This window comes from Polaromonas sp. P3_B1 (assembly GCF_056402935.1).
Map to the genome: position 1 here is coordinate 24,385 of NZ_JBFUGK010000028.1, position 25,327 is coordinate 49,711.

The 25,327-nt window shown below is 64.3% G+C and carries 26 protein-coding genes; 2 read left to right on the top strand and 24 right to left on the bottom strand.

Annotation, left to right across the window (positions count from 1 at the left end; genetic code table 11):
- Positions 1-96: 96 nt before the first annotated feature.
- The 23 genes from AC1DXS_RS16405 to AC1DXS_RS16515 form a co-directional block, all read right to left on the bottom strand.
- Positions 97-1,194 carry a M14 family metallopeptidase gene (locus AC1DXS_RS16405; RefSeq protein WP_477738544.1) on the bottom strand — a complete coding sequence of 366 codons (1,098 nt, stop codon included), beginning with the start codon at positions 1,192-1,194 and terminating at the stop codon, positions 97-99.
- A 23-nt stretch (positions 1,195-1,217) separates the two neighbouring features.
- Positions 1,218-2,426 (bottom strand): M20 aminoacylase family protein, encoded by a 1,209-nt coding sequence (locus tag AC1DXS_RS16410; protein ID WP_477738545.1) that lies wholly within the window; start codon positions 2,424-2,426, stop codon positions 1,218-1,220.
- Positions 2,427-2,528: 102 nt separating this feature from the next.
- The gene (locus AC1DXS_RS16415) at positions 2,529-3,569 is read right to left on the bottom strand and encodes an ABC transporter ATP-binding protein (RefSeq protein WP_477738546.1); all 1,041 of its coding nucleotides are present in this window, start codon (positions 3,567-3,569) and stop codon (positions 2,529-2,531) included.
- Positions 3,566-4,543: an ABC transporter ATP-binding protein gene (locus tag AC1DXS_RS16420; protein WP_477738547.1), complete on the bottom strand. Its 978-nt coding sequence runs from the start codon at positions 4,541-4,543 to the stop codon at positions 3,566-3,568. Before AC1DXS_RS16420 ends, AC1DXS_RS16415 begins: the two co-directional genes overlap by 4 nt.
- Before the next feature lie 15 nt (positions 4,544-4,558).
- On the bottom strand, positions 4,559-5,476 hold the full coding sequence (locus AC1DXS_RS16425) for an ABC transporter permease (protein ID WP_477738548.1): 918 nt from the start codon (positions 5,474-5,476) through the stop codon (positions 4,559-4,561).
- Between the two features lie 240 nt (positions 5,477-5,716).
- Positions 5,717-7,300, bottom strand: coding sequence for an ABC transporter substrate-binding protein (locus tag AC1DXS_RS16430; RefSeq protein ID WP_477738549.1), 1,584 nt, complete (start codon positions 7,298-7,300; stop codon positions 5,717-5,719).
- A gap of 71 nt (positions 7,301-7,371) precedes the next feature.
- A complete protein-coding gene (locus AC1DXS_RS16435; RefSeq protein ID WP_477738550.1) occupies positions 7,372-8,352 on the bottom strand; it encodes an ABC transporter permease in 981 nt (326 codons plus the stop codon).
- 218 nt (positions 8,353-8,570) lie between these two features.
- Complete coding sequence (locus tag AC1DXS_RS16440) at positions 8,571-9,971, bottom strand: TAXI family TRAP transporter solute-binding subunit (protein ID WP_477738551.1); 1,401 nt, start codon at positions 9,969-9,971, stop codon at positions 8,571-8,573.
- Between the two features lie 33 nt (positions 9,972-10,004).
- Positions 10,005-10,307 (bottom strand): copper-binding protein, encoded by a 303-nt coding sequence (locus tag AC1DXS_RS16445; protein ID WP_477738552.1) that lies wholly within the window; start codon positions 10,305-10,307, stop codon positions 10,005-10,007.
- A 12-nt stretch (positions 10,308-10,319) separates the two neighbouring features.
- Positions 10,320-10,796: a DUF411 domain-containing protein gene (locus AC1DXS_RS16450; protein ID WP_477738553.1), complete on the bottom strand. Its 477-nt coding sequence runs from the start codon at positions 10,794-10,796 to the stop codon at positions 10,320-10,322.
- A gap of 34 nt (positions 10,797-10,830) precedes the next feature.
- Positions 10,831-11,328 carry a cupredoxin domain-containing protein gene (locus AC1DXS_RS16455; RefSeq protein ID WP_477738554.1) on the bottom strand — a complete coding sequence of 166 codons (498 nt, stop codon included), beginning with the start codon at positions 11,326-11,328 and terminating at the stop codon, positions 10,831-10,833.
- An 83-nt stretch (positions 11,329-11,411) separates the two neighbouring features.
- A complete protein-coding gene (locus AC1DXS_RS16460; RefSeq protein ID WP_477738555.1) occupies positions 11,412-12,803 on the bottom strand; it encodes a multicopper oxidase family protein in 1,392 nt (463 codons plus the stop codon).
- Between the two features lie 37 nt (positions 12,804-12,840).
- Positions 12,841-13,998 carry a TolC family protein gene (locus AC1DXS_RS16465; RefSeq protein ID WP_477738556.1) on the bottom strand — a complete coding sequence of 386 codons (1,158 nt, stop codon included), beginning with the start codon at positions 13,996-13,998 and terminating at the stop codon, positions 12,841-12,843.
- An 8-nt stretch (positions 13,999-14,006) separates the two neighbouring features.
- Positions 14,007-14,336, bottom strand: coding sequence for a hypothetical protein (locus AC1DXS_RS16470; protein WP_477738557.1), 330 nt, complete (start codon positions 14,334-14,336; stop codon positions 14,007-14,009).
- Between the two features lie 113 nt (positions 14,337-14,449).
- Complete coding sequence (locus tag AC1DXS_RS16475; RefSeq protein ID WP_477738558.1) at positions 14,450-14,860, bottom strand: hypothetical protein; 411 nt, start codon at positions 14,858-14,860, stop codon at positions 14,450-14,452.
- 41 nt (positions 14,861-14,901) lie between these two features.
- Positions 14,902-15,192, bottom strand: coding sequence for a hypothetical protein (locus AC1DXS_RS16480; protein ID WP_477738559.1), 291 nt, complete (start codon positions 15,190-15,192; stop codon positions 14,902-14,904).
- Between the two features lie 15 nt (positions 15,193-15,207).
- The gene (locus AC1DXS_RS16485; protein ID WP_477738560.1) at positions 15,208-16,374 is read right to left on the bottom strand and encodes an MFS transporter; all 1,167 of its coding nucleotides are present in this window, start codon (positions 16,372-16,374) and stop codon (positions 15,208-15,210) included.
- A gap of 246 nt (positions 16,375-16,620) precedes the next feature.
- A complete protein-coding gene (locus AC1DXS_RS16490) occupies positions 16,621-17,391 on the bottom strand; it encodes an amino acid ABC transporter ATP-binding protein (RefSeq protein ID WP_477738561.1) in 771 nt (256 codons plus the stop codon).
- The gene (locus tag AC1DXS_RS16495; RefSeq protein WP_477738562.1) at positions 17,381-18,061 is read right to left on the bottom strand and encodes an amino acid ABC transporter permease; all 681 of its coding nucleotides are present in this window, start codon (positions 18,059-18,061) and stop codon (positions 17,381-17,383) included. Before AC1DXS_RS16495 ends, AC1DXS_RS16490 begins: the two co-directional genes overlap by 11 nt.
- A 20-nt stretch (positions 18,062-18,081) precedes the next feature.
- A complete protein-coding gene (locus tag AC1DXS_RS16500; RefSeq protein ID WP_477738563.1) occupies positions 18,082-18,744 on the bottom strand; it encodes an amino acid ABC transporter permease in 663 nt (220 codons plus the stop codon).
- A gap of 138 nt (positions 18,745-18,882) precedes the next feature.
- Entirely contained in the window at positions 18,883-19,674 is a 792-nt protein-coding gene (locus AC1DXS_RS16505) for a transporter substrate-binding domain-containing protein (protein ID WP_477738564.1), read from the bottom strand.
- Positions 19,671-20,456, bottom strand: coding sequence for a GntR family transcriptional regulator (locus AC1DXS_RS16510; protein ID WP_477738565.1), 786 nt, complete (start codon positions 20,454-20,456; stop codon positions 19,671-19,673). The genes AC1DXS_RS16505 and AC1DXS_RS16510 overlap by 4 nt, the downstream gene beginning before the upstream one ends.
- Positions 20,457-20,554: 98 nt before the next feature.
- The gene (locus tag AC1DXS_RS16515) at positions 20,555-21,346 is read right to left on the bottom strand and encodes a transporter substrate-binding domain-containing protein (protein ID WP_477738566.1); all 792 of its coding nucleotides are present in this window, start codon (positions 21,344-21,346) and stop codon (positions 20,555-20,557) included.
- Positions 21,347-22,037: 691 nt separating this feature from the next.
- Between AC1DXS_RS16515 and AC1DXS_RS16520 the strand changes: the two genes are divergently transcribed.
- Positions 22,038-23,792, top strand: coding sequence for a long-chain fatty acid--CoA ligase (locus AC1DXS_RS16520; RefSeq protein ID WP_477738567.1), 1,755 nt, complete (start codon positions 22,038-22,040; stop codon positions 23,790-23,792).
- Positions 23,793-23,838: 46 nt separating this feature from the next.
- On the top strand, positions 23,839-24,747 hold the full coding sequence (locus tag AC1DXS_RS16525; RefSeq protein ID WP_477738568.1) for an ion transporter: 909 nt from the start codon (positions 23,839-23,841) through the stop codon (positions 24,745-24,747).
- 3 nt (positions 24,748-24,750) lie between these two features.
- Here the strand turns inward: AC1DXS_RS16525 and AC1DXS_RS16530 are convergent, their stop codons facing one another.
- On the bottom strand, positions 24,751-25,308 hold the full coding sequence (locus tag AC1DXS_RS16530) for a YaeQ family protein (RefSeq protein ID WP_477738569.1): 558 nt from the start codon (positions 25,306-25,308) through the stop codon (positions 24,751-24,753).
- Positions 25,309-25,327 lie beyond the last annotated feature (19 nt).

The window sequence follows — 25,327 nt, forward strand, 5'->3', positions numbered from 1 at the left end:
ATGGCGTTGCCCGAGTTGATTATGCGGCCTTGGCCAAGCTGCGGGGCGCCTGGAACGTGGCGGTTTTCCCTTGGTGCAGGGCGTACTTTTCGGCGGTCAGGGGGTGTTCAGGCCGTCCACGGTCTGGAACATGGCCTCGCGCGCCTGCGCCACGATCTGCGTACGCCATTCGTCGGTATCGACATAAAAGGCGTTCATCATCTGGCGCTTGATCGCCCCGTGGATCTCGGGCGGTGTCTCGGGGTGCTTGTGCAGCCAGTGGTCGGCGCGCAGGGCGGCGATGATGTCCAGAATCGGCAGCGTGCCGTATTCCATGGCCATGCCGGTGTATTCGGCCTGCGGGCATTCGTCATACACCGCGGTCCACAGCAGTCCTGTCAGGTGCGCCGAACTGGACGACCCGTCGTAGATCGAAGTCACGGGTGTGGCGCCGCCGCCGTCCCACCAGGCGCGCGCGCGCGCCAGGGCGTTGGCGTCGTCATCGCAGGCAAAAATGCGCTCACCCACCCCGCTGGGGCCCAGGCCCGTGTGCAGGTCCATCCAGGCGATGCGTTTGGCCTGCCGCCCGAAGGTCCGCAGCACCTCGCGCAAGGTGCGGTTGCTCCAGGTCGGCGCGGTGCCGCCGAAGAACATGCCGTCGGCGTATTCGTGCTGCCCTTGCGACACCGCCGCCTGGTAGCGGGTCACACCGTGGGTGTCGATGTAGGCCGCGATGGCGGCTTCGTTTTCTTCGGCGGGCGGCCACTGCGTGGGCAGCAGCAGGTCGTGAACTTCACGGTAGGCCTCATTGACGGGCAGCGGCTGGCTGAAATCGTGAAAGTTGCGGTTCAGGTCCACGTTCTCCTGCGTGGTGCGCCGCGCGTAGGAGAAACCGTGCGGATTGAGCGCATGGATGTAAAGCACCGCCACGCCGCCGGCGCGGACCTTGGCGCGCCATTCGGCGTCATGCGCGGCGTGCACCTGCACGCCCGAGCCGCAATAGCCTTCCACGCCGTGGCAGGCGCTGCTGACCACGAACAGGCGTTCGGCATCGGGCGAGCCGTCCAGGGCCACGTCCATGGCCAGGGTTTCGCCGTCGCGGCCCTTGAGCGGGTGTTCATAGGAGTGAAGCGCCATGCCCGCGGTGCGGGCCGCTTCCAGGAATTTGGCGCGGGCAGCCGCGTAGCTGGCCGAAAAAGCCGCGTGTGTATTCATGTTGTTGTTCGCGAGGTCGGGATTCAGGCTTTGGCGGGGGTGCCCAGCCAGCGCGTGGCCAGCTGGACCCAGTAGGTACCGCCCAGGGGGATCAGGTCGTCGTTGAAGTCGTAGCTCGGGTTGTGCAGCGTGCAGGGCCCCTCGCCGTGCCCCATGTCGCGGTGCGCGCCGTCGCCGTTGGAGATAAAGCAGTAGGCGCCGGGTTTGGCTTGCAGCATGTAGGCGAAATCTTCGGCGCCCATGGTGGGCTCCTGCGCCAGCACATTGGCAGGGCCGACGATGTCGTTCATGACCTTGCGCGCGAACTCGGCCTCGGCAGCGCTGTTGACGGTGGGCGGGTAGTTGCGATGGAAACTGAACTCGCAGCGCGCCTCGAAGGCGGCGCAGGTGTGCTCGGCGACTTCCTGCATGCGCTTTTCGATCATGTCCAGCACCTCGATGCTGAAGGTGCGCACCGTGCCCTGCAGTTCGCAGGAGTCCGGCACCACATTGGTGGCCTCGCCGGCGTGGATCATGGTCACCGAGATGACGCCCGCATCCACGGGTTTTTTGTTGCGGCTGATGATGTTCTGGAAGCCCTGCACCATCTGGCAGGCCACCGGCACCGGGTCTATGCCGTTGTGCGGCATGGCCGCGTGGCTGCCCTTGCCGCGTATGGTGATCTTGAACTCATTGCTCGATGCCATCACCGGCCCCGCACTGACCGCGAAGGTGCCCACAGGCGCACCCGGCCAGTTGTGCATGCCGAACACGGCTTCCATCGGAAACTTCTCGAACAGGCCGTCCTTGATCATCTCGCGTGCGCCCCCGCCGCCTTCTTCTGCCGGCTGGAAGATCAGGTAGACCGTGCCGTCAAAGTCCCGGTTCTGCGAGAAATGGCGCGCCGCGGCCAGCAGCATGGCGGTGTGGCCGTCATGGCCGCAGGCATGCATCTTTCCCGGCTGGGTGCTGGCGTGGGCGAAGGTGTTGAACTCCTGCATGGGCAGCGCGTCCATGTCGGCGCGCAGACCCACCGCCCGGCTGCAGGCGCCGCCGTCGCGCCCGTGCACGATGCCCACCACGCCGGTGGTGCCCATGCCGCGGTGAATGGGAATGCCCCAGGACTCGAGCTTTTTCGCGACCACGTCCGCGGTGCGCACTTCATGGAAACACAGTTCGGGATGGGCATGGATGTCGCGTCGCACAGCCGCGATGTCGGCCGCCCCGGCCAGGATGGAGTCAATGATTTTCACGGCGTTCTCCGTTAAAGGTTCATGGTAACCAAGCTCGCCCCGATTTGCAGGCGCCGCGTGATCTTCAAATTTCCAAATATTCACAATCCCGGAAACAGGTTCCTAGATCCGGCCTTCTTCGACCGCATGGCAGGCCACGCGAACGCCTTGAAGCTGCAGGAATTCCGGCCGCTCGGTCCGGCAGCGTTCATTGGCGTGCGGGCAGCGCGGGTTGAAGGTGCAGCCGCCGGGCGGGTTCAGCGGATTGGGCACCTCGCCCGAAACCGGCGTGCGGGCGCGGCCGGTGTCATGCATTTTCGGGATGGCGTCCAGCAGCATGCGCGTGTAAGGGTGGCGCGGCCTGTCGAACAGGCTGTGCTTGTCGGCCAGCTCCACCAGGCGGCCCAGGTACATCACGCCGACCTGGTCGCTGACGTGGCGCACCACCGCGAGGTTGTGCGAGATGAAGAGGTAGGTCAGGCCCCGCGTGCGCTGCAGGTCCTTCATGATGTTGAGCACCTGCGCCTGCACGCTCACGTCGAGCGCCGAAGTGGGCTCGTCGCAGACCAGGAACTCGGGCTCGGTGGCCAGCGCGCGCGCGATGGAAATGCGCTGGCGCTGCCCGCCCGAGAACTGGTGCGGGTACTTGGGCATGTCCAGCGGCGAGAGGCCCACTGACTTGAGCAGCTCGCCCACGCGCTCTTTGAGTGCGGCACCGCCTTCAAGGATGCCGTGTTCGCGCAGCGGCTCGGCGATGATGTCCTCAATCGTCCAGCGCGGGTTCAAGCTGGCGTAGGGATCCTGAAAGATCATCTGGATGCGGCTGCGCAATTGCTGCCCGGCCGGTGTCTTGAACACCGCATGCGCGTTCTGGCCATCGAAGTTCAGGCCGCCGCGTGTGGGCTCGTACAGGCCCACCAGCAGGCGCGCCACGGTGCTTTTGCCGCAACCCGATTCGCCGACCAACGCCAGTGTCTTGCCTTTTTCAATCTCGAAGCTCACGCCGTCGACGGCTTTGAGCAGTAGCCGGGGCTTGCGTTCGAGCACGCGGTTAAGCCAGGGAGGCGACACATCGAAGGTTTTCGCAAGGTCGTGAGCCTGGACCAGTGGCGCCTCTATGGACGTTACGCTTTGCGCTTCCTCTGTCTTCAGAATTTCGCTCATGCAGCCACCTTCGCTGCGGAATCATGCAGCCAGCAGGCAGCCCGCGTGGCACCGGCCGGCATCAGATCCGGCCTGTCCTGGCGGCAACGGTCAAAAGCCTTGGGGCAACGCGGGTTGAAGGCGCAGCCTTGTGGGATGGCGTTCAGGCGCGGCATGGCGCCGTCGATCTGGTAGAGGCGCTCGCGCTCCACCGTGATGTCGGGGATCGCGGCCATCAGGCCGGCGGTATAGGGGTGCGAGGGGTGGTTGATCACCTGGTGCACCGGGCCGATCTCGGCAATGCGCCCCGCATACATCACCGCCACACGGTCGCAGGTCTCGGCGATAACGCCCATGTCGTGGGTGATCAGCATCACGGCCGCACCGCGCTGTTTGCAGATGTTTTTGAGCAGCGTGATGATTTGCGCCTGGATGGACACGTCGAGCGCGGTTGTCGGCTCGTCGGCCACGATCAGCTTGGGCTCGGCCGCCAGCGCCAGGGCGATCACCACGCGCTGGCGCATGCCGCCCGAAAACTGGTGGGGGTAGTGGTCTATGCGCTGCGCGGCGGCCGGGATGCCGGTGTCGTTGAGCAGCTCGATGGCGCGCGCCCTGGCCTCGCGCGCCGTCACCGGCAGGTGGGCCTGGATGGTTTCCACCAGTTGCCGGCCTATGGTGTAGAGCGGGTTCAGCGAGGTCAGCGGGTCCTGGAAGATCGCGCCTATCTTGCGCCCGCGGATGTGGCGCATGCGCTCGTGAGGCAGGTTGTCGATGCGCTCGCCTTCGAGCAGGATCTGGCCGCCGGCCACGCGCCCGGGCGGCTCCAGCAGGCCGATGATGGCCGCGCCGGTCAGCGACTTGCCCGCACCCGATTCGCCCACCACGCCGAGAATTTCACCGGGCGCGATGTCAAACGAGATGTCGTCCAGCGCGCGCAGCGTGCCGCGCCGGCCGGGGAACTCGACCACCAGGTTCTTGATTTGCAGAAGACTCATTTTCTGACTCGTCCCTTACCTGAGGCGCGGGTTGAGCGCATCACGCAGCCAGTCGCCCAGCAGGTTCACGCTCAGCGCGATCAGCACCAGCATCAGGCCCGGGAACACGGTAATCCACCATTCGCCGGAGAACAAATAGTCGTTGCCCACGCGTATCAGCGTGCCCAGCGAAGGAGAGGTCGGCGGTACACCCACGCCCAGAAAGGACAGCGTGGCCTCGGTGATGATGGCCGTCRCCACCTGGATCGTCGCCAGCACCAGCACCGGCCCCATCACGTTGGGCAACACGTGGCGGCGCATGATGCGCAGCGGCGCCACGCCGGTGACGCGGGCTGCCTGCACGTACTCCTTGCCGCGCTCCACCATGGTCGAGCCGCGCACCGTGCGCGCATACTGCACCCAGCCCGCTTGTCCCATGGAGATCGACAGAATCAGCACGCCCATGGCCAGCAGGTGGCTGGCATTGGGAAACACCGCTCGGCCCACGCCCGCGATCAGCAGCGCAACCAGGATGGGTGGAAACGAAGACATCACGTCGCAGACCCGCATCAGGGCCGAGTCAATCCAGCCGCCCTTGAATCCCGCGAGCAGGCCCAACGAAACCCCCGCAAACATCGACAGGAAAACCGAGGCCGCGCCAACGACCAGCGAAATGCGCGCGCCGTACATCAGCGCCGACAAAATGTCGCGCCCCTGGTCGTCAGTGCCCAGCAGGTATTTGCTGCTGCCCTGCGCGCTCCAGGCCGGCGGAAGGCGCGCGTCGCCCAGCTCCAGCGTGCTCAGGTTGAAAGGGTCGTGCGGCGCCACCCAGCCGGCGAACACCGAGCAAAAAATGCAGACCAGCGCAATCGCAGCCGCCACCATCGCCACCGGCGAGGTGCGAAAGCTGTGGCCCACATCACTGTCAAGCCAGCGCGCAAAGGTTTTTTTCATCAAAAGAAGGCGCAATCCGTAGTAACTAGAGGCGAGTAAAGCGAGTCCTGTGCCAGCAACAGCGCGGAACCGGCTTTGCCGGGCCGCAGCTGTTGTCCCCTGCAGGGGAGAGGCCGTTACGCGAAGCGAAAAGGCAACAGGGGGGAGGTTACTCCTCAGCGCGGAACCGGCTTTGCCGGGCCGCAGCTGTTGTCCCCCTGGAGGGGAGGCCGCTACGCGAAGCGAGAAGGCAACAGGGGGTTACTTCTTTATAGTCATCCACTTGAAGAACATGAAGTTGTCCGCCAGTTGGACCAGCTCGACCTTCTTGTTCGTACCCCAGGCCAGCGACTGCTGGTGCAGCGGCAGGTGGCCGACGTCGGCGTTGTGGATGTCAAAGGCCTCCTTGATCATCGCGTTGCGCTTGGTCTTGTCGGTTTCGGACTGGATCTTCTTGGTCAGCTCGTCGACCTTGGGATTGCAGTACGCGCCCAGGTTGAACTGGCCGGCGCCCTTGTCGTCCACGCAGGCGACCAGCGCATTGAGCGCGTTGTGGGCGTCATAGGTGGCCGGCGTCCAGCCCAGCAGGTAGAAGCTGGTGTCGCGGCGCAGCACCTTGGGAAAGTAGGTGCCCTTGGTTTCGGCCTGCAGGTTGATCTTGACGTTGATGCGCGACAGGTTGGCCGCCACGGCCTGGCAGATGCGGCCGTCGTTCACGTAACGGTCATTCGGGCAGTTCATCGACACTTCAAAGCCGTTCGGGTAGCCGGCTTCGGCCATCAATTTCTTCGCGGCTTCCGGGTCATAGGGCAGGCGCTTGTTCTGCTCCGGCTGGAAGCCGTTGATGCCGGGGCCGATCAGCAGCGCCGTCGGGCTGGAGGCGCCGCGCATCACGGTTTTCTTGATCCCGTCGATGTCGATGGCCTGGTAGAAAGCCTGGCGCACGCGCTTGTCTTTGAACGGGTTCTTGCCCTTGACGTTGGAATACAGCAGTTCGTCGCGCTTCTGGTCCATGCCCAGGAACACGGTGCGCATTTCGGGGCCGACCAGCACCTTGGTGGCCGCGTTGGCATTCACGCGTTCGATGTCCTGCACCGGCACGGGTTCCATCACATCGACTTCGCCCGACAGCAGGGCCGCCACGCGCGTCGCGTCATTGCCGATGGGGGTGAAAACCACTTCCTGGACGTTGCCGTCGATCTTGCCCCAGTAGTTGCCGTTGCGCACAAAGGTGGTGCGCACATTGGGCTGGCGCTCGCGCACGCGATAAGGGCCGGTGCCGTTGGCGCGGAAGGAAGCCGCGTTTTCAATGCCTTTGCGGCGGTCCACCGGCCGGGTCGCCTGGTTGGTTTCGCACCACTTCTTGCTCATCATGTAGACCAGCGAAATCACGTCGGGCAGGATGGGGAAGGGCGTCTTGGTTTCGATTTCGACCACGTGGTCGTTGATCTTGCGCACTTCCTTGAAGTCGTTGGTGTAGCTCTTCATGTCCGAGCCCTCGGCCTGCGTGCGCTGGAAGCTGAAGACCACGTCGTCGGCGGTGAACGGCGTACCGTCATGGAACTGCACGCCCTTGCGCAGCTCGAACCGCCACACGGTCGGCGAGGTCTGCTTCCACGATGTGGCCAGCCCGGGCGCCAGGCTCAGGTCCTTGTTGCGGATGACCAGGCCCTCATAGGCATTGCCGGTCACGCTGAGCTGCAGCGACTCGTTGAGCGAGTGCGGGTCCATCGACAGCGAATCGCCCTGGTTGGCGACCCTGAGGGTCTGCGCGGACGCGACAAAAGGGGTGGCTGCGAAGGCACACAGGACAGCGGCCGAGAGCAGGGTTGACTTGAATTTCATCAGGAACTCCTTGTGGAAGGGATGAGGACTGGCTGGGTAAAAACAGAAAAAAGGGGATGGTTGCTGCGGTGTCAGTGGCCTGCCGCGTTGCCTACACGCAGCCTGGGGTCCACCGCGAAATACAGCAGGTCGACAACCAGGTTGATCACCACAAAAATCAACGCAATCAGGCACAGGTAAGCCGCCATCACCGGGATGTCGGCGAATGTCACCGCCTGGATGAACAGCAGGCCCATGCCGGGCCATTGGAAAACGGTCTCGGTGATGATGGCGAAGGCGATCAGCCCGCCCAGCTGCAGGCCGGTAATCGTCATCACCGGCACCAGCGTGTTCTTCAGGGCGTGCCCGAAGTGGATGGCGCGGTCGGGCAGGCCGCGGGCGCGCGCGAACTTGATGTAGTCGGTGCGCAGCACCTCCAGCATTTCAGCGCGCACCAGCCGCATGATCAGCGTTAGCTGGAACACCGCCAGCGTCACGGCCGGCAGCACAATGTGGTGCCAGCCGTCGGCCTTGAACAGGCCGCTGCTCCACCAGCCGATCTGCACGGTCTCGCCGCGGCCGAAGCTCGGGAACCAGCCCAGGCCCACGGCGAACACCAGGATCAACAAGATACCTATCAGGAAGGTCGGCAACGACACGCCCAGCAGCGAGACCGTCATGAACACCTGGCTCAGGAAAGTGCCGCGGCGCAGCGCCGAATACACGCCCATGGGGATGCCGATCAGCAGCGCCATGACGGCCGCCACCAGCGCCAGTTCCAGCGTGGCCGGAAAACGCTCGGAGATCAGGCGCGAGACTTTGGCGCCCTGGCGCAGGCTCAGGCCGAACTCGCCTTGCGCGGCATTCACCAGAAAGTGCCAGAACTGCACGATGAAGGGACGGTCCAGGCCCAGGTCGGTGCGCAACTGGGTGATCTGCGCGGGTGAGGCATCCTGCCCCAGGAGGAACACCACCGGGTCGCCGACATACTGGAACAGCATGAAGGCAATCAGGGCGACCACGACCATCACGATCACGGCCTGGATCAGGCGGCGCAGAATAAAAGCAAGCATCGGCCAAAGAAAAAAGTATCGGGCGATACTAGCAGAGCAAATGATATGCCGACACAGGGTTTTACTTCAGGGTTAAAGAAACAAGGAGGCCCTGAGAGGGGCCTGGCGAAGGCCCGGAAAAAGGTTTCCGTCAGCTTGTTTGCCGCGCCGATGAGTGCCCCGGATGCTCCTGCAGGGTGCCGGGGTGCCGCCGGGCACCGCCCGGGGGGCGTGCAAGCCTAGAGCCGCAGCAGCTTTTTACGCACCAGGTGAATATTGCCGCGCAGCGCGTACAGCTCGTCGGTGTACGACAGCGGCACCGTGATCTTCTCGGCCCGGCGCTCCAGGTCGTCGAGCTCTTCCAGCAGGGCCTTGTTCTTGCCGCTGTCGCGGTCGTTGCCTTCGCTGCTGTCCACGCGGTTCTCGATGTCGCGCAGCCGGCCGTACCAGCGAAAGATGCGCGAACGCACGCGAAACGCGTAAAGCGGCGGGATGATGCGCGACAGCGGCAGCATGATGGCGATGATGATGCCCATGACCAGCCACATGCGTTCGACCAGGTTGGCCACCCAGAAGCGCAGGTAGCGCTGCAGCACCGGCGTGCCGTTCTTGATGGCGCGCTCGGCTTCCTTGGCGATGGGCAGTTCGCTGTTGTCGCGGTTGGGGTATTCGCGCGCACTCTTGAACCAGCCGGCCCCACCGTGGATGTCGTTGCCGGCCTGGGCCAGCAATTGCTGCAATGCGGGATGGGTGGCGGTGCGGGTGATCAGCGAGGTGGTGGGCGCCACCAGTTGCACGTCGTCGGGCGGGATGTTGGCGGCCAGGTCCACCACGCCGCGCGGCAGGCGCGTGGGCGTGAGGAAGGCGAAGCGCCTGGAATAGGCCTCGCTCTGCGCAAAGTTCATCAGCTTGACGCCCGGAGTCTGCAGCAACATCTGCACCATCAGCGATTCGGGCGCGGACGCGAACACGATCGCATCCAGCTCGCCGCCCAGAAAGGCCACGGTGGCGGGTGTCTGCTCCAGCCGGGAGATTTTGAGTGCCGCCATGTCGATGTGGTTGCTCTCCAGAAGTTTGGCCATCAGGCTGGGAACGCCGCTGCCGGGCGTGCCCACGTTGACGCGCAGCCCCTGCAGTTGCGTGAGCGAGCCCAGGCTGGCGTCTTCCGCAATGTCCGCTTTGCCGACTGCGCGGCCTCCGGGGTTTTTCGCCGCCCGCGCCGCCGCGGCCACCTTGCGCGCGGCGTCTTCGCGGTAAAAGAGCCACAGCGGCTCCACAAAAAGGCTGCCCAGGGAGGCCAGGTCTTCTTCGTCCTGCTCGGTGTAGTCGCTGGTGCCGCCCTGCACAAAGCCCACGTCGGCCTTGCCTTCGCGCAGCAGCTGCAGGTTGGCGGCCGAGCCTTCCGAAGGCTGCAGCACGACCTGTATGCCTTCTGCGGCCAGCGCCCTGGCGTAGCGCTTGCCGAACTCCTCATACGCGCTTTGCGCCGGCCCGGTGGCCAGTGTCACGCGTTTGGGCGGGTTCGGGTCCAGCCACCAGTAGGCCAAGGCCAGCAGGGCAACGGCCAGCACAATGAAAGGCCCGGCCGAGGCGGCCAGGTCGCGCAGCGACAGCAGGGTGTAGCGTATGGCTTTGGGCATGCGCCAACCTTAGCATGCGCCGCGGGCGTTCCGCTACGGCGCTTTTTTGTCGATCACCGTCACCGTGAACTGGCCGTCCACCTTCTCGGCCTGGAAGGCTATCTTGTCCCCCGCGCTGAGCGACTCCAGCAGCTTGGGGTCGCTGACACGGAACACCATGGTCATGGGCGGCATCTCCAGGTTTTTGATCTCGCCGTGCTTGATGGTGAGCTTGCCGGCTTCCTTGTCGACCTTGCGGATTTCGCCTTCGGTCAGCGGCGCCGCAGCTTGCGCCAGGGCCGCCGAGACGGCCAGCGCGGTGAAGAGGGCAGTGAGTGCCTGTTTCAAATGTTTCATGGGGATTCCTTCTCAGCTGCGGTGATAGCTTTGGTAAACACGGCTGCTGCCGTCCTGCAGGACCAGCAGCACGTCATACGGGTCTTTGCGCCCGCCGTAAAGCGGCGCGTCCATGCCCGGAGAGCCGACCGGCATGCCGGGCACGGCCAGGCCGACGGCTTGCGGCGCCTCCTTGAGCAGGCGGTGCACCTCACGGGCCGGTACATGGCCTTCGAGTGCGTAGCGCTTACTCTTGATGCTGACTTCCCCCGTATGGCAGGAGCCCAGCTTGTCGGGAATGCCCAGGCGTTTGCGCGCGGCCGTGTTGCCGCTGTCGTGTACCTGAACCTGAAAACCGTTGGCCTCCAGGTGGGCTACCCAGTCCTTGCAGCAGCCGCAGTCGGGATCTTTCCAGACCTCGACCTGGGGCCGGGTTTGCGCCAGCAAGCCGGTGGCCAGCGCGGGGCTGGCGATGATCGCCATGGCTTGCATCAGTTGTCGTCTTTGCATGATGTGCTCCTTGGGTTCAAAAGTGTTTGATCATTCAGCGCGTCACGCTGATCTTGCCGACCATGCCCGCCTGGTAGTGGCCGGCGATCAGGCAGGCGAAGTCGAACTCGCCGGTGCGGTTAAAGGTCCAGACCAGATCGCTCGACTTGCCGGTGGGCACGTGGGCCATATAGGGCTCGTCATGCTCCATGCCGGGAAATTTCATCATCATGGCGGCATGCGCTTCGAGCTCTGGTTTGGTGCCTATCACCAGCTCGTGCAAAAGTTTTCCCTGGTTGCGGATCACGAAGCGCACGGTCTCGCCCTGCTTGAAGGCCAGCTTGTCCGGTGTGAAGCGCATGTTGTCGTCCATGACCAGCGTCACGGTGCGCGTGGCCGATTTGGCGTCGCCGGCAATGCCCCAGTCCTTTTGTTCTTTCCGGATGACGGCGGGTTTGCCCGCGTGGTCTTCCGTACCGTGGGCGAATGCCCCAGTGGTTGCCATGCTGATGGCGCAGGCGGCGATGAGTGGGAGGGTGTTTGAAATTTTCATGATGTTCCTTGAATCGTGTTGGGTAAAAGAGTGCGAAAAGAAAGTACGAAAAGAAAGTAGGAAAAAAGAGAGTACGGAAAGCCTCAATGGCTGCCGTGGCCCGAAGGCTTGCGCACCTGGACTTCGGCGGAGGGTGTGGCGGCTGCGTTGCCGGCCCCGGCGCGCGCAGCCTCGGGCAGCGCGCCCTTCCACTCAAAGGCCTGGGTGCCGAGTGGCTGGCGGTACCAGCCCGGATCCTTGTAGTCGCCGGGCTTCTGGCCGCTGCGCACCTTGAGCATGCTGAACATGCCGCCCATTTCGACGCCGCCGTAGGGTCCCGTGCCCGTCATCATGGGCGCGGTGTTGTCGGGAATCGGCATCTCCATACTGCCCATGTCGGCCATGCCGCGCTCGCCCATCACCATGTAGTCGGGCGCCGCTTTCTGGATTTTGCGGACCAGGCCGCGGTGGTCCACACCCAGCATGGTGGGTACGTTGTGGCCCATGGCGTTCATGGTGTGGTGGCTTTTGTGGCAGTGAAAAGCCCAGTCGCCTTCCTCGTCGGCGATGAATTCCAGCTGCCGCATCTGGCCCACCGCGACATCAGCCGTCACCTCCGGCCAGCGCGATGCCGGCGGCGTGGGCCCGCCGTCGGTGCCGGTCACCGTGAACTCGTGGCCGTGCAGATGGATCGGGTGGTTGGTCATGGTGAGGTTGCCCACGCGTATGCGCACCTTGTCGTTCCTTCGCACCACCAGCGGGTCTATGCCGGGGAAGATGCGGCTGTTCCAGCTCCAGAGGTTGAAGTCCAGCATGGTCATGATCTTGGGCGTCATGCTGCCGGGTTCTATGTCGTAGGCGTTGAGCAGGAACACGAAGTCGCGGTCCACCTCGGCGATCAGCGGGTGTTTCTCCTTGGGGTGCGTCACCCAGAAGCCCATCATGCCCATGGCCATCTGCGTCATCTCGTCGGCATGCGGGTGGTACATAAAGGTGCCGGGCCGCCGCGCGATGAACTCATAGACAAAAGTCTTGCCCACCGGGATGGCCGGCTGGTTCAGCCCTGCCACGCCGTCCATGCCGTTGGGAAGGCGCTGGCCGTGCCAGTGGACGCTTGTGTGTTCGGGCAGCTTGTTGGTCACGAAGATGCGCACGCGGTCGCCTTCCACCACCTCAATGGTTGGGCCGGGGCTCTGCCCGTTGTAGCCCCACATATGGGCCTTGAAGCCGGGCGCCATTTCGCGCACCACGGGCTCGGCCACCAGGTGGAATTCCTTGGTGCCGTTGTTCATGCGCCAGGGCAGGGTCCAGCCGTTGAGCGTCACTACCGGGTTGTAGGGCCGGCCGTTGGGCGGCATGAGGGGCGCGGCGGTGTTGGCATGCGCCATGGTGGCCGGCTCGGGCAGCGCGGCCATGGCCACCTTGCTGACCGAGGCGGCGGCCACGGCGCTCATGCCTGCCGTCGCCGCGCGGTTGAAAAAATGTCGTCGGTTCATGAAATGTCCTTGAAGATTCGGTGATGAGGGCTTTGCCTCAGTGCGCGGCCGCGGCTGCGCCGGTGGAAGGGCGTTCCGCGGATGCGCCGGATGCCGCGTCGTAAGGCGCACCGGCCAGCACGGTGCGCAGGTCGGCGTCGGCGAGCCAGAAGTCGCGGTTGGCCTGGACCGCTTCGCTCGCGACCTGGGTTTGCGCGCGCGACTCGGCCAGCAGCTCAAAGACGCTGGCCAGCATGCCGTTGTAGCGAAGCAGGGTCTCCTCCTTGATGAAGCGCGACAGGGGCAGTACTTGCTTCTCGTAGTGCTGTGCCAGGTCCCAGGCCGTGCGGTAGCCGTGGTAGACCTCGCGCGCTTCGCTGCGGGCCTTTACCGCCAGTTCGCGCACGCGGGCCGCATTGCCCATCGCGTCCCACAGCGCTTCGGCGCCGGGTTCGCGCCGGATCGCGCGTTGCCGTGCCCATTGCGTGCTTGCCAGTTGGAGGTCCAGCCGCTGTTGCAGCACGCGGCTTTCCACATCGGGTAATTCCTGCGGTTGAGCCGGCAGCTCGGGCAGGCGCTCCGGCAGTTCAAAGCCGGTTTGCGGCCCCCACAGGCCCATCACCACGATGAGTTTTTCGCGCTCGCTGAAAGCTGCCTGCCGCGCGCGTGCGAGCTGCGCCGCAGCGTCGGCCAGCAGCACTTGCTCGCGCGCCTGTTGCAGCTTGCTCCAGTTGCCGGCACGCGCCATGCGGCGGGCCAGCTCGCCGCCGGCCTCGGCGCTGTCTTTGGCCTCGGCCGCCGCACGAGCGAGCTGCGCGGCCGCCACAGCACGTACCCAAGCCTTGCGCGCCTGGGCCGACAGCACCGCAATGTCCTGGGCCGCCTTGCGCCTGACCGGGCTACCGGCCAGAGCGGCATCCGAGACATTGACGCCTTCCGCGGCCAGCGAGGCCTGCAGGCCGGGGTTGTTGAGCAGGGCGATGCGCACCGCCGTGTCGGCGCTGAGTGGGCCGGCCGCCAGCAAGGGCGCGATGGCCGCGCTGGTGTCCATGCCCGGCCGCGCAATGCTCACGGGGCCGGCCGTCTGGCCCTCGGCCAAGGCTTCGAGGCCGCTTACGCCGCCGTCAAAGGGAACAGCCGCGCGAGCCGTGAGTGCCGTGAGCGTGAAAGCCAGCAGTACCCATGTGCGTGTGCCCAGCCGTTTGGGGGTGTTCATGCCGCACCTCATGGTTTTTTGGCGGCGGGCGCCGCGGGCTTGGCTTCCTGGGACTGCTCCCACTTCAGCAGGTCGGCATGGCCTCGTGGGAACTGGCCCACAGCGGCGTTGGCTTTTCTCCAGTCATCGACGGCCGGTTCCACGCCGCTGGGCAAGCCGGCAAAGGCCGACGAATACAGGACGGCCGGTACCGGTGCGGCCGGGTCGGCCGCCTGTTCGGTGGGCCGGGGATCCAGCCGGGGATAAGGTGTGGGGGCTTGCGCATGGGCTGCGGCCCCCGCGAGCGACAGCACGGCCGGCAGCCATGCGCGCGGGTTCGAAAAGACGCGGATGTTCACAAAAATCTCCTGAAATACAAGCGGGTGCGAAGGCGGGCATCGCGTGCTCCGGCCTTATCGACCGCAAGGGGCCGAGCCGGAGGGCAAGTACAGACCCACTACGGGCCTGGAGATCAGGAAATGGGTGGTTTTTGGCGCAGTGCGGTGTCGGCACTGGCGAAGGGATCTGCCGCCGAACGGGGCAGGGTGGGTGCGCTGAAATGCGGCATCAAGTCGGGCGCCGCGGGTGACAAGGCCACTGTGTGGCAGGCCTGGCAGGCGGCGCAGGTTTCGCAGTGGCCGTCGCTTGAATGGCTGGCGTCATCGGCCACCTGGTCCATGCAATCGTGCAGCGCCTGGGCTTCTGTATGGTGGTCGGCATGGGCCGTGTCCATGGCCTCATGCACATGATCCGCCTGGACTGCGGCTGGCGTTTTTTGATGATGCTGAAGCTGGCCTGCCGCCATTTGCGTGGCCATCGCGTCACCCACCCAGCCGCGCAAAGGCAGCAGGGCGATCAGGATGGCGAACAGAAAATGGCGCATGGGTGAATGATAGGGCAGGACCCGGATAAGTTCCTGCGAGCTCAGCTTTTGGCCCCGGTTTTTTGCAACTGCAGTCGCGCCTTGTCCAGCCACAGCTGCAGGCTGTCCAGCAAATCCTGTTGGCTGAAGGAGCAGCTTTCTTCGGTGAACAGCGCGCTGGATTCGAGCCGGTTCAGCAACTGCGAGAGCACCTCGTTGAATCGCTCGGGGAGGGCCACCGCCAGGCTTTGCTGCTGCGTCGCGATTTGCGAGAACGCCGCCACGTTGAGCGTGTCGCCGCGCAACTGTTGCAGTGCGGTTTCCAGGCGATCGAACTGGTCTTGTGCTGTCATGGCATGAAGTAAAAATTATGCGGCGGCCGAGGCCGGTATGCGTGTGGTCCTGCGGTCAAACACCAGGGTCAGCATGGCCAGCAGGCCGAAAGGCACGCCCACCCAGCCCAGCTGCGCAAACCCGACCTGGTCCAGCAGCGCACCGCTGATCACCGCGCCCAGTGCCGTGCCCACGTAGAGCATGGAGCCGTTGAGGCTCAGCAGCAGAGGCGCCTGCGCCGGTGAAAGGCTGGCCAGCCGGCTTTGCTGCGGCGCCATCAGGCCGAAGCCGGCGATGCCCCAGGCCACCAGCACGGCCATGGTGGCCGGCACGCTGCCGCGTGTGAGTGGCAGCAGGCACATCATGGCGACCAGCACGGCGAGCTGCACGCGCAGGGTGCGCAACGCGCCGAAGCGATCGGTGGCCCAGCCGCCCATCAGCGTGCCGCCCACGCCGGCCAGGCCGAAAACCGCCAGCGTGGCCGAGAGCTGCGCGGAATTCATGGGATTGAGCGCCTGCAGCACCGGCCCGACATAGGCAAACACGCTGAAGATGGCAATGAAGTAGAGCAGGGTGCGGCCCCAGACGCGCAGCACCGCGCCCTGGCGCGCGGCCGCCTGAAAGCCCGCAAAGCTGGTGCCGGCGCTGGCCATGTTGGCCGGAATCAGCCAGCTGGCCGCAAGCAGCGCCGCAAGGCTTGCGGCCGCCGACAGCCACACCGGCACGCGCCAGCCGAACTCAAAGCCCAGCCAGGCGCCTATGGGCAGGCCCACGGCGTAGCTGATGCTCATACCCAGGAAGGTGATGGACAGCGCCCGGCCGCGCAGCGCGGGCACCACCATGCTGACGGCCAGCGCGGAAGCCGCCGCGGTGAACATCGCACCGGCACCCATCAACACGCGGCCCAGCAGCAGCACGGGCAGGTTGGGCGCGAGGGCGCACACCAGGCAACCGGCGGTGAACAGCACCAGTGCCAGTTGCACGGCGCGCTTGCGCGGCCAGCGGGCGGTGAGGATGATGAGCAGCGGCGCGAGCACGGCGGTGGCCACGGCATAGGCGGTCATGGCCTGGCCGGCGGCCGCCACGCTGATGCCCAGCGACGCGCTCATGGGCTGCAGGATGCCGCCCAGTACAAAGGCGCCGCTGCCTATGACCAGGTTGCACAGCGCGAAGAAATACAGGATGGGGGGCATGGCATTCATGGAGGCGTCGTCGGGTAGGCGGGGACGGCGCCCCCTACCCAGGGATGGCGGGCGCAGGCGGCCATCCCGTCAAGAGCGGGGTAGGTCTATCCCCGCCATTGTGCGGGAAGCCGTGCGACCCTGCCGGCCTGGGGGGCAAGCCGGCGCCAAAAAAGCCAGACCCGGGCAGCCCAGGCGGCTTTTGGTGCGCAGCTTTGGTGCGCTTTGCCGGATATCGAAGCGGCCGGGCGCGCCTGCCGCCCGCGCTTACTGGATCATGCCGAGGAACTGCTTGAGCTCGGCTGTTCGCGGATTGGAGAACACTTCGTCGGGAGGGCCGATCTCGTGCACGCGGCCCTGGTGCATGAAGACCACGCGATCGCAGACCTTGCGGGCGAAGTTCATTTCGTGCGTCACCATCAGCAGCGTCATGCCTTCGGCGGCCAGGCTTTCCACCACTTGCAGCACCTCGCCCACCAGTTCCGGGTCCAGCGCCGAGGTGATTTCATCGCACAGCAGCACCGAAGGCTGCATGGCCAGCGCGCGGGCGATGGCCACGCGCTGTTGCTGCCCGCCCGAGAGCTGGTCGGGCCAGGCGTCGAATTTTTCGGCCAGGCCCACGCGCTGCAGCAGCGCATGCGCGTGCTCGGCCGCGGATGGGCCGGCGGTCTTCTTGACCAGGGTGGGCGCCAGCATGATGTTTTTGCCGACGGTGAGGTGCGGGAACAGGTTGAAGCTCTGGAAAATCATGCCCACGCGTTGGCGCAGCTCACGCATGACTTGCGGGTTGTCGTGCAGCAGGTGTTTACCGTCCACGCGCAGCGTGCCGCTCTGGAAGACTTCCAGCCCGTTGATGCAGCGCAGCAGCGTGCTTTTGCCCGAACCGCTTTTTCCGATGATGGCAATGACTTCGCCTGCCTTGACATCAAGGTCTATGCCTTTGAGTACCTCGTTGGTGCCGAAGCTTTTGCGCAGCTGGTTGATCTCGACAAGTGTCTTGTCGGCCGTGGCGGCGGATGGGATGGCGTTAACGTCCATTTCGGGCTTTCCTCTCAAGCTTGCGCGCATACAGGGACACGGGGAAACACAGCGCGAAGTACATCAGCGCGACGCAGCTGTAGACAACAAAGGGTTTGAAGGTGGCGTTGGTGATCATGGTGCCGGCCTTGGTCAGCTCGATAAAGCCGATCACCGAGGCCAGCGCCGTGCCCTTGATGACCTGCACCAGGAAACCCACGGTGGGCGGCACGGCGATGCGCACGGCTTGCGGCAGCACGATGTAGCGCAGTTGCTCGCCGAAATTCAGCGCCAGGCTTTGCGCGGCCTCCCACTGGCCCTTGGGAATCGCGTCGACGCAGCCGCGCCAGATTTCGGCCAGGTAGGCGCTGGTGTAAAGCGTGAGCGCCACCGCGGCCGCCACCCATGCCGGCACATTGATGCCGAAAAGCGCCAGGCCGAAATAAGCCAGGAAGAGCTGCATCAGCAGCGGCGTGCCCTGGAACAGCAGCACATAGGTGTCCAGCGCGCGGCGAACAATGCGCCCGGCCTTTTGCGCGCCCGGCGCCGAGCGCGTGGCCGACAGCCGGCCCACCAGCAGCAGCGCGCCGACAAGGCCGCCGCCTATGAAGGCCACCAGCGAGAGCACGACGGTCCAGCGCGCCGCGAGCAACAGGTTTCTGAAAATATCCCAGACGGTGAATTCGATCATGGTGTTGCCCGGCCTTTCTGTCAGCGGCCAAAGAGAAATTTCGGGCCGGCCCAGTTCAGCAGCTTGCGCACCCCGACCGACAGCGCCAGGTAAATCAACGTGGCGACGATGAAGGCCTCAAAGGCGCGGAAGTTGCGGCCCTGGATTAGGTTGGCGGCATAAGACAGCTCCTGCGTTGAGATCTGGCCGCAGACGGCCGAGCCCAGCATCACGATGATGATCTGGCTCACCATGGCGGGCCAGACTTTCTTGAGCGCGGGCGGCAGCACCACGCGGGTGTAGATCTGCACGCGGTTGAGTGCCAGGCTTTCGGCTGCTTCTATCTGTCCGCGCGGCGTGGCTTCAACCCCGGCGCGGATGATCTCGGTGGCATAGGCCGCGAGGTTGATCACCATGGCCAGCACCGAGGCTACTTCCGGCGAGAGCTTGAAGCCCAGGGCCGGCAGGCCGAAAAAAATGAAAAACAGCTGGACGATAAAGGGTGTGTTGCGTATCAGCTCGACATAAGTGCCCACCACCCAGCGCAGCCACGTCGGCCCACTGGCACGCGCCCAGGCAAACGCCATGCCCACCAGGACGCCCGCCACCGACGAGATCGCCGTCAGGCCCAGCGTCCACACGACGCCGGTGGCCAGCAACGGCCATTGCGACAGCACGGCCATGAAATCAAGCTCGACACGCATCTGATTCACTTCCTGTTGAGGAGGGCGGCTTGCAGGCCAGCGGCCGCAGTGGAACCGGCTTTGCCGGGCCGCAAGCGGCGCCCCCTGCAAGGGGGGAGGCGGTTACGCGAAGCGAACCGCAACGGGGGTGTTCAAAATCTACTGAGGAAGATCGCCAGCAGGACGGCCCAGCCACTTGACGGCCAGCTTGTCGAGGTCACCCGACTTTTTGCCTTCGGCGATGATTTCATTGACCTTCAGGCGCAGCTTGTCTTCACCCTTGGCCACGCCGATGAAGTTTGGGGAGTCTTTGAGCAACAGCTTGTACTCGGTGTTGAGCTGCGGGTTCTTGGCAATCATGTTGCCTGCGACCGATGCGCCGGTAGCGATCAGTTGCACCTGGCCGGCGGTGTAGGCCGATACCGTGGTGTTGTTGTCTTCAAAGCGCTTGATGTCGGTACCGGCAGGTGCGACCTTGCTCAGCTCCTGGTCTTCGATGGCGGCGCGCGTGACGCTGATGGTTTTGCCGTTGAGGTCGGCAAACGACTTGATGCTCATGCTCTTGGGGCCAAACACGGCCTGGAAGAAGGGGGTGTAGGCGGCGGTGAAGTCGATGACTTTTTCGCGCTCCGCGGTTTTGCCCAGCGTGGAGATCACCAGGTCGGCTTTTTTGGTTTGCAGGTAGGCGATGCGGTTGGCGCTGGTCACGGGAACGAGTTCCACCTTGACGCCGAGCTTTTGCGCGATGTAGCCGGCCATCTCCACGTCCAGGCCCTGTGGTTTCAGGTCAGTGCCGACCATGCCGTAGGGCGGAAAGTCGGTCGGGATGGCGATCTTGATTTCCTTGGCTTTCATGATGTCGTCCAGCGCGGTTTGCGCGTGGGCGCCGGTGGCGGCCAGCACCGCGGCTGCGGCGAGGGCAAAAGAAAAAACGCGTTTGCTGGACTTCATAGCAGGGCTCCAAGGTAGGTTGAGGAATCTTCTGGGGGTTTGGCCGCGTTGCGGCCGGTTTTGCGAACACGGGAAGATGGGGTGGGTGCCGGCTTGCCGGCGACGGCCTGCGCATCGAGCGGGCTGAGCGCGCTGCGCAGCTGCGCCAGCGGGTCGCCGCCGCCGGCCTGGAGCTTGAGCGCGGCCTGCACGCTGCCGATATGGGCCTGCATGAGTTTTTCGGCTTTCGCCAGGTCGCCTTTTTCCAGTGCCTGCACGATGAGCACATGCTCTTCGCAGGACTGCTCCGCATCGTGCGAAGACTGGTAAAGCATGGCGATGAGGGTGGTGCGCGCCGTGAAGTCGCGCAGTGTGTCGGCCAGCAGGCTGTTGCCCAGGCATTCGGCCAGGCAGACATGGAAGTCGCCCAGCAGAAAGCTGCGCAGGCCCACGTCGTCGCCCTTGATGGCGGCTTTCTCGCGGGTCAGGTGCGTCTTGAGCTGCTTGATGGCGGCCTTGCTGACGTCGGTGGTGCAGCGGATCAGGCCCATCTCGATGACGCGGCGCGCTTCAAAGGCCTCGCGCGCTTCTTCCTGGGAGGGCTCGATCACATACCAGCCGCGCCGGCTGCTGACGGTGACGATGCCGCGCACCGCAAGACGGGTCAGCGCTTCGCGCACGATGGTGCGGCTGCAGTCAAACAGCATGGCCAGCTGCTGCTCGCCCAGGCGCGAGCCGGGAGCGAGCTTTTGCGCCATCACGGCTTCGATGATGCGGTTGCTGATGTCGGGGGCGGTGGCCATGGTGCAAATGTAGATGAGTTAACTCAATATTTGTATACAAGATTGGTGTATCACATCAGGGTTTTCTCGGAGGATGGTGTCCTACCGGTCGCGTGAATTTATTGCGGCAAATCGCCCGCGGGGCGTCCCAGCCATTTGAGCGAAATCTTGTCCAGGTCGCCGTTCTTTTTGGCCTCGGCAAGGATGCCGTTGACCGTCAGGCGAAGCGTGTCTTCTCCTTTGGGTACGCCGATAAAGTTGGGGCTCTCCTTGAGCAGCAGCTTGTACTCGGTGCGCAGCTGTGGGCTCTTGCTCATGATGTTGCCCGCAACGGAAGCGCCCGTGGCGATGAGCTGCACCTGGCCGGCGGTGAAGGCGTTCACCGTCTTGAAGTTGTCGTCAAAGCGGCGGATATCGGTGCCCGAGGGGGCCAGCTTGTTGAGTTCCTCGTCCTCGACCGAGCCGCGCGTCACGCCAATGGTTTTTCCCGCCAGGTCGGTGAAGCTCTTGATGTTGAGCGTTCTTGGGCCGAAGACTGCCTGGAAAAAGGGCGAATACGCGCCGGCAAAGTCGATCTGCTTTTCGCGGTCCGGGTTTTTGCCCAGGGTTGCGATCACCAGCGATGCCTTTTTCGTCTGCAGGTAGGGAATGCGATTGGCGCTGCTGACAGGAATCACATCGACCGTCACGCCCAGTTTGGCGCCGATGTAGTTGGCCATGTCGACGTCCAGGCCCTGAATCTTGAAGTCCGCCCCCATGGAGCCATAAGGCGGAAAGTCGGGCGGAACCGCGATGGTGATTTTCTTGTTCTTGAGGATGGTGTCCAGGGCGCTTTGCGCATGGACGCCAAAGCTCGACAGGAGTGAAAGAACCGTCAGGGTCAGCGAAAGCAGGAATTTACTTGAGGTCATGGCACGCTCCGTGGGTTGTAAAAGTCATACCGATTTGCGCCGATGCGACCTGAATCCGGAATCTTGAGTGCAAGTCTTGTGCCAATCTTTGGCCGGAAAACGGAAGTCCGGTTTCCGGTGCAAAAAAGGGGCTGGCAAGGCCTGCACGGTTTCCAGATAGGCGTATCCGGCTTGAACCGTTGACCTTGTCAGCCTATACCTTCTTCTTATTTTTTGTGTCCGGCATTTACCCCTTCCTGGGGTGATTTTGTTGAATTTGTCACTATTTGGTATGCAAGATATGTGCACCTGGCTGGCGTGCCTGTGCACCGGCTTGCGGCTTTTTGGGTGGCCGGATGCACCAGGACGGGGAATGTGGGGGCGGACAGCCGCGTCGTTTGTCATCTGGATTTATCCGCAGATTACGCAGATTTATRCAGATTGAAGAGAAGGCGTTTGTAGTCGGGACTTCATGCCTGTCTCCACAGGCCGGTCACACGGCGTTGCATCATGACTGCCTTTATCTGTGTAAATCTGCGTAATCTGCGGATATGAATTCTTTGGCAGATACCACAGATGATGTCGGGCGCGTATTGGGCTATCTGCACCGGTCGCTCAAGTGACAGTGTTTTATCGGGAGCTTCCCGGATGTGGGCGACGCGGACTCGGGGTAGGCTGAAGCCCCCAAGTCAGCAGTTGCCTGGAGCCCTTCTTGACCCTTGAATCCGATACCGGCCAGGCCGTTCCCGCCACGACCCCGCATACCTTGCACCACCAGGTGTGGCCCAGGCGCCTGCCGCACAGCATCACGCCGCCGGCCACTTCGCTGTGGCACAACCTCGCGGTCAGCGCGCTGCGTTTTCCCGACAAGCCCGCGCTGGTGTTCTTCAACCGCGTGCTCAGCTACGCCGAAGTCATGCGCCAGGCCGAGCGCCTGGCCGCCACGCTGCACAGCCTGGGCGTGCGCAGCGGCGACCGCGTGGTGCTCAACATGCAGAACTGCCCGCAGTGGGTGATCGCGCACTTTGCCATCCTGCGCGCCAATGCGGTGGTGGTGCCGGTCAACCCCATGAACCGGGCGGAGGAGCTCAAGCACTACATCGCCGATCCCGATGCGAAAGTCGCCATCACGGCGGCCGATCTCGCGCCTGAACTTGCCAGGGCCAACGCGCAACTGGCACCCGGCGAACGGCTGTCACATATGGTGGTCACCCATTACAGCGATGCTTTCGACCTGGCTGCGGAAGGCGAGGGCGATGCCGCCATGCCCCCGGCCTGGCGCGAATGGCTGGGCACGCGCCATGCGCTGCCGGTGCTTGAAGGCGGCAGCGTGATCGACTGGGCCGACGCGACGTCGAACACCGCGCTGGAAGCAGGCGAGCTGCCGCCGCACACCGCCACGCCGCAGGACCTGGCCGTGCTGCCCTACACCAGCGGCACCACCGGCCTGCCCAAGGGCTGCATGCACCCCCATTCCAGCATCATGCACAACGCGGTGGCCAGTTGCCTGTGGGGCGGCAGCACCTTTGAGAACGTGACGCTGTCCGTGGTGCCCATGTTCCATATCACCGGCATGGTGTCGGTGATGCATGCGTCCATTTACGGCAGCGCGACACTGGTCATCATGCCGCGCTGGGACCGCGAACTGGCCGGGCGCCTGATCTCGCGCTGGCGTGTGACGCACTGGACCAACATTCCCACCATGGTCATAGACCTGCTGGCCAGTCCCAACTTTGCGGAGTTCGACCTGAGCAGCCTGGTGTATATAGGCGGTGGCGGCGCGGCCATGCCGCAGGCGGTGGCGCAGCGCCTCTGGGAGCAATACGGCCTGCGCTTTGCCGAAGGCTACGGCCTTACGGAAACGGCCGCGCCCTCGCACAGCAATCCCTATGACGCCACCAAGCAGCAATGCCTGGGCGTGCCTTTCATGAGTTGCGACGCGCGCGTGGTCGACCCGATCACGCTCCAGGAAGTGCCGCAGGGCGAGCAGGGCGAAATCATCATGAGCGGTCCGCAAATATTCCGGGGCTACTGGAAACGCCCGGACGCAACGGAGCAGGCTTTTATCGAAATCGACGGCAAGCGCTTCTTTCGTTCCGGCGACCTGGGCCGCATGGACGAGCAGGGCTACTTCTTCATCACCGACCGGCTCAAGCGCATGATCAACGCCTCGGGCTTCAAGGTCTGGCCGGCCGAGGTGGAGGCCCTGATGTTCAAGCACCCGGCGATCCAGGAAGCCTGCATCATCTCGACCCGCGACGCCTACCGCGGCGAAACCGTCAAGGCGGTGGTGGTGCTGCGCCCCGCCGCCAGGGGCAATACCAGCGAGGACGACATCATCAGCTGGTGCCGGGATAACATGGCGGCTTACAAATACCCGCGCGTGGTGCAGTTTGTCGATGCGCTGCCCAAAAGCGGCTCGGGCAAAGTCATGTGGCGCGCGCTGCAGGAGGCCGAGCAGGGCTAGTGCCTTTCGGCCGCTGCGCCCTCTTTCTGGAGAGCCTGTTGACACAATGGCCAAACCTGCCCCACCCACACTGCAAGACTTCGACGACAAGCCGCTGGCCGGCTGGCGGCTGCGCCTGTACACCATCATCTTCGAGGCCGACACCCGCGCGGGGCGGCTGTTCGACAAGGCGCTGATCGTTCTTATTTTGGTCAGCATTGCCGTGGTGATGGCCGACAGCGTGCAGGCCATCCATGCCTCGCATGGGCGGGCCTTCGCGGTGGTCGAGTGGATCTTCACGCTGCTGTTCACCGCAGAATATCTGGCGCGCCTGGCCTGCGTGCGCAAGCCGCTGCAGTACGCGACCAGCTTTTTCGGCATCATCGATCTGATCGCGGTGCTGCCGACCTACCTGGCGTTGTTCTTCCCTGAGCTGCACGCGCTGATTGATGTGCGCGTGCTGCGGCTGCTGCGCGTGTTCCGGATTTTCAAGCTCGCGGCCTATGTGGCCGAGTACCAGTCCCTGGGCCGGGCGCTGGCCGCCAGCGGGCGCAAGATCCTGGTGTTCCTCTCCGCCGTGGTCATGATGGTGCTGGTGATGGGCACCGTGATGTATGTGGTCGAAGGGCCGTCCAATGGCTTTACCAGCATCCCGACCTCGGTCTACTGGGCGATCAGCACGGTCACTACCGTGGGCTTTGGCGACATCACGCCCAAGACGGACCTGGGCCGGTTGATCTCGTCATTCATGATGCTGCTGGGCTGGGGCATTCTGGCGGTGCCCACCGGCATCGTGACGGCCGAGATGGCGGCGGAGCGGCGCTTGCAGCGCCTGCCGTTGCCGACCACCCGCACCTGCCACGAGTGCCTGACCGAAGGCCACCTGCCCGAGGCGGATTTTTGCTTTCATTGCGGTGCCAAGCTGCCGCCTTATCAGCGCCAGGATGCCAACGCCGGGCCTTCCGCGACGGCTTAGTTTTTATTCGCCGGCCGTCAGCCGCCGCGGCGTGATTTCCACCGAGCCCAGCGCGGTGCTCATCCAGACCGTGCCGTCCTGCACCGTCACTTGCAGCTGCATGCTGCGCTCCGCGAGCTTGGCCAGCGCCTGGCTTTCGGTCGCGTCTATTTGCCAGACCACGAGATTGGCGGCGCGCGTGAGTTTGGATGCAATGTTCTTCCACCAGACCGGCGTGCTGCTGGCAAAGCTGTAGACGCTGACGCGCTCGGCGCGGCCCGCGGCCTTCATCAGGCGTTTGTCGTCGGGCTGGCCCACGTCTATCCAGTGCAGGATCTGTTCGGTGTAGTCCTTGTGCCAGAGCGCGGCCTCGTCCACGTCCCACAAGTCCTTGGCGAATTCGAGGTTGCCCTTTTTGTCGTCGGCAGGCACATTGAGCGCGAAGGCCAGCAGGCGAATCATCATGCGCTCATCGGCTTCCGACGGGTGGCGCGCAATCGTCACGCTGTGGTCGGCGTAGATGCCGCGGTCCATGTCGGACAGGGCCAGCTGGGCTTTGTAAATGGTGGCTTTGAGTGCCATAGGGTTTGATTCTTTATCT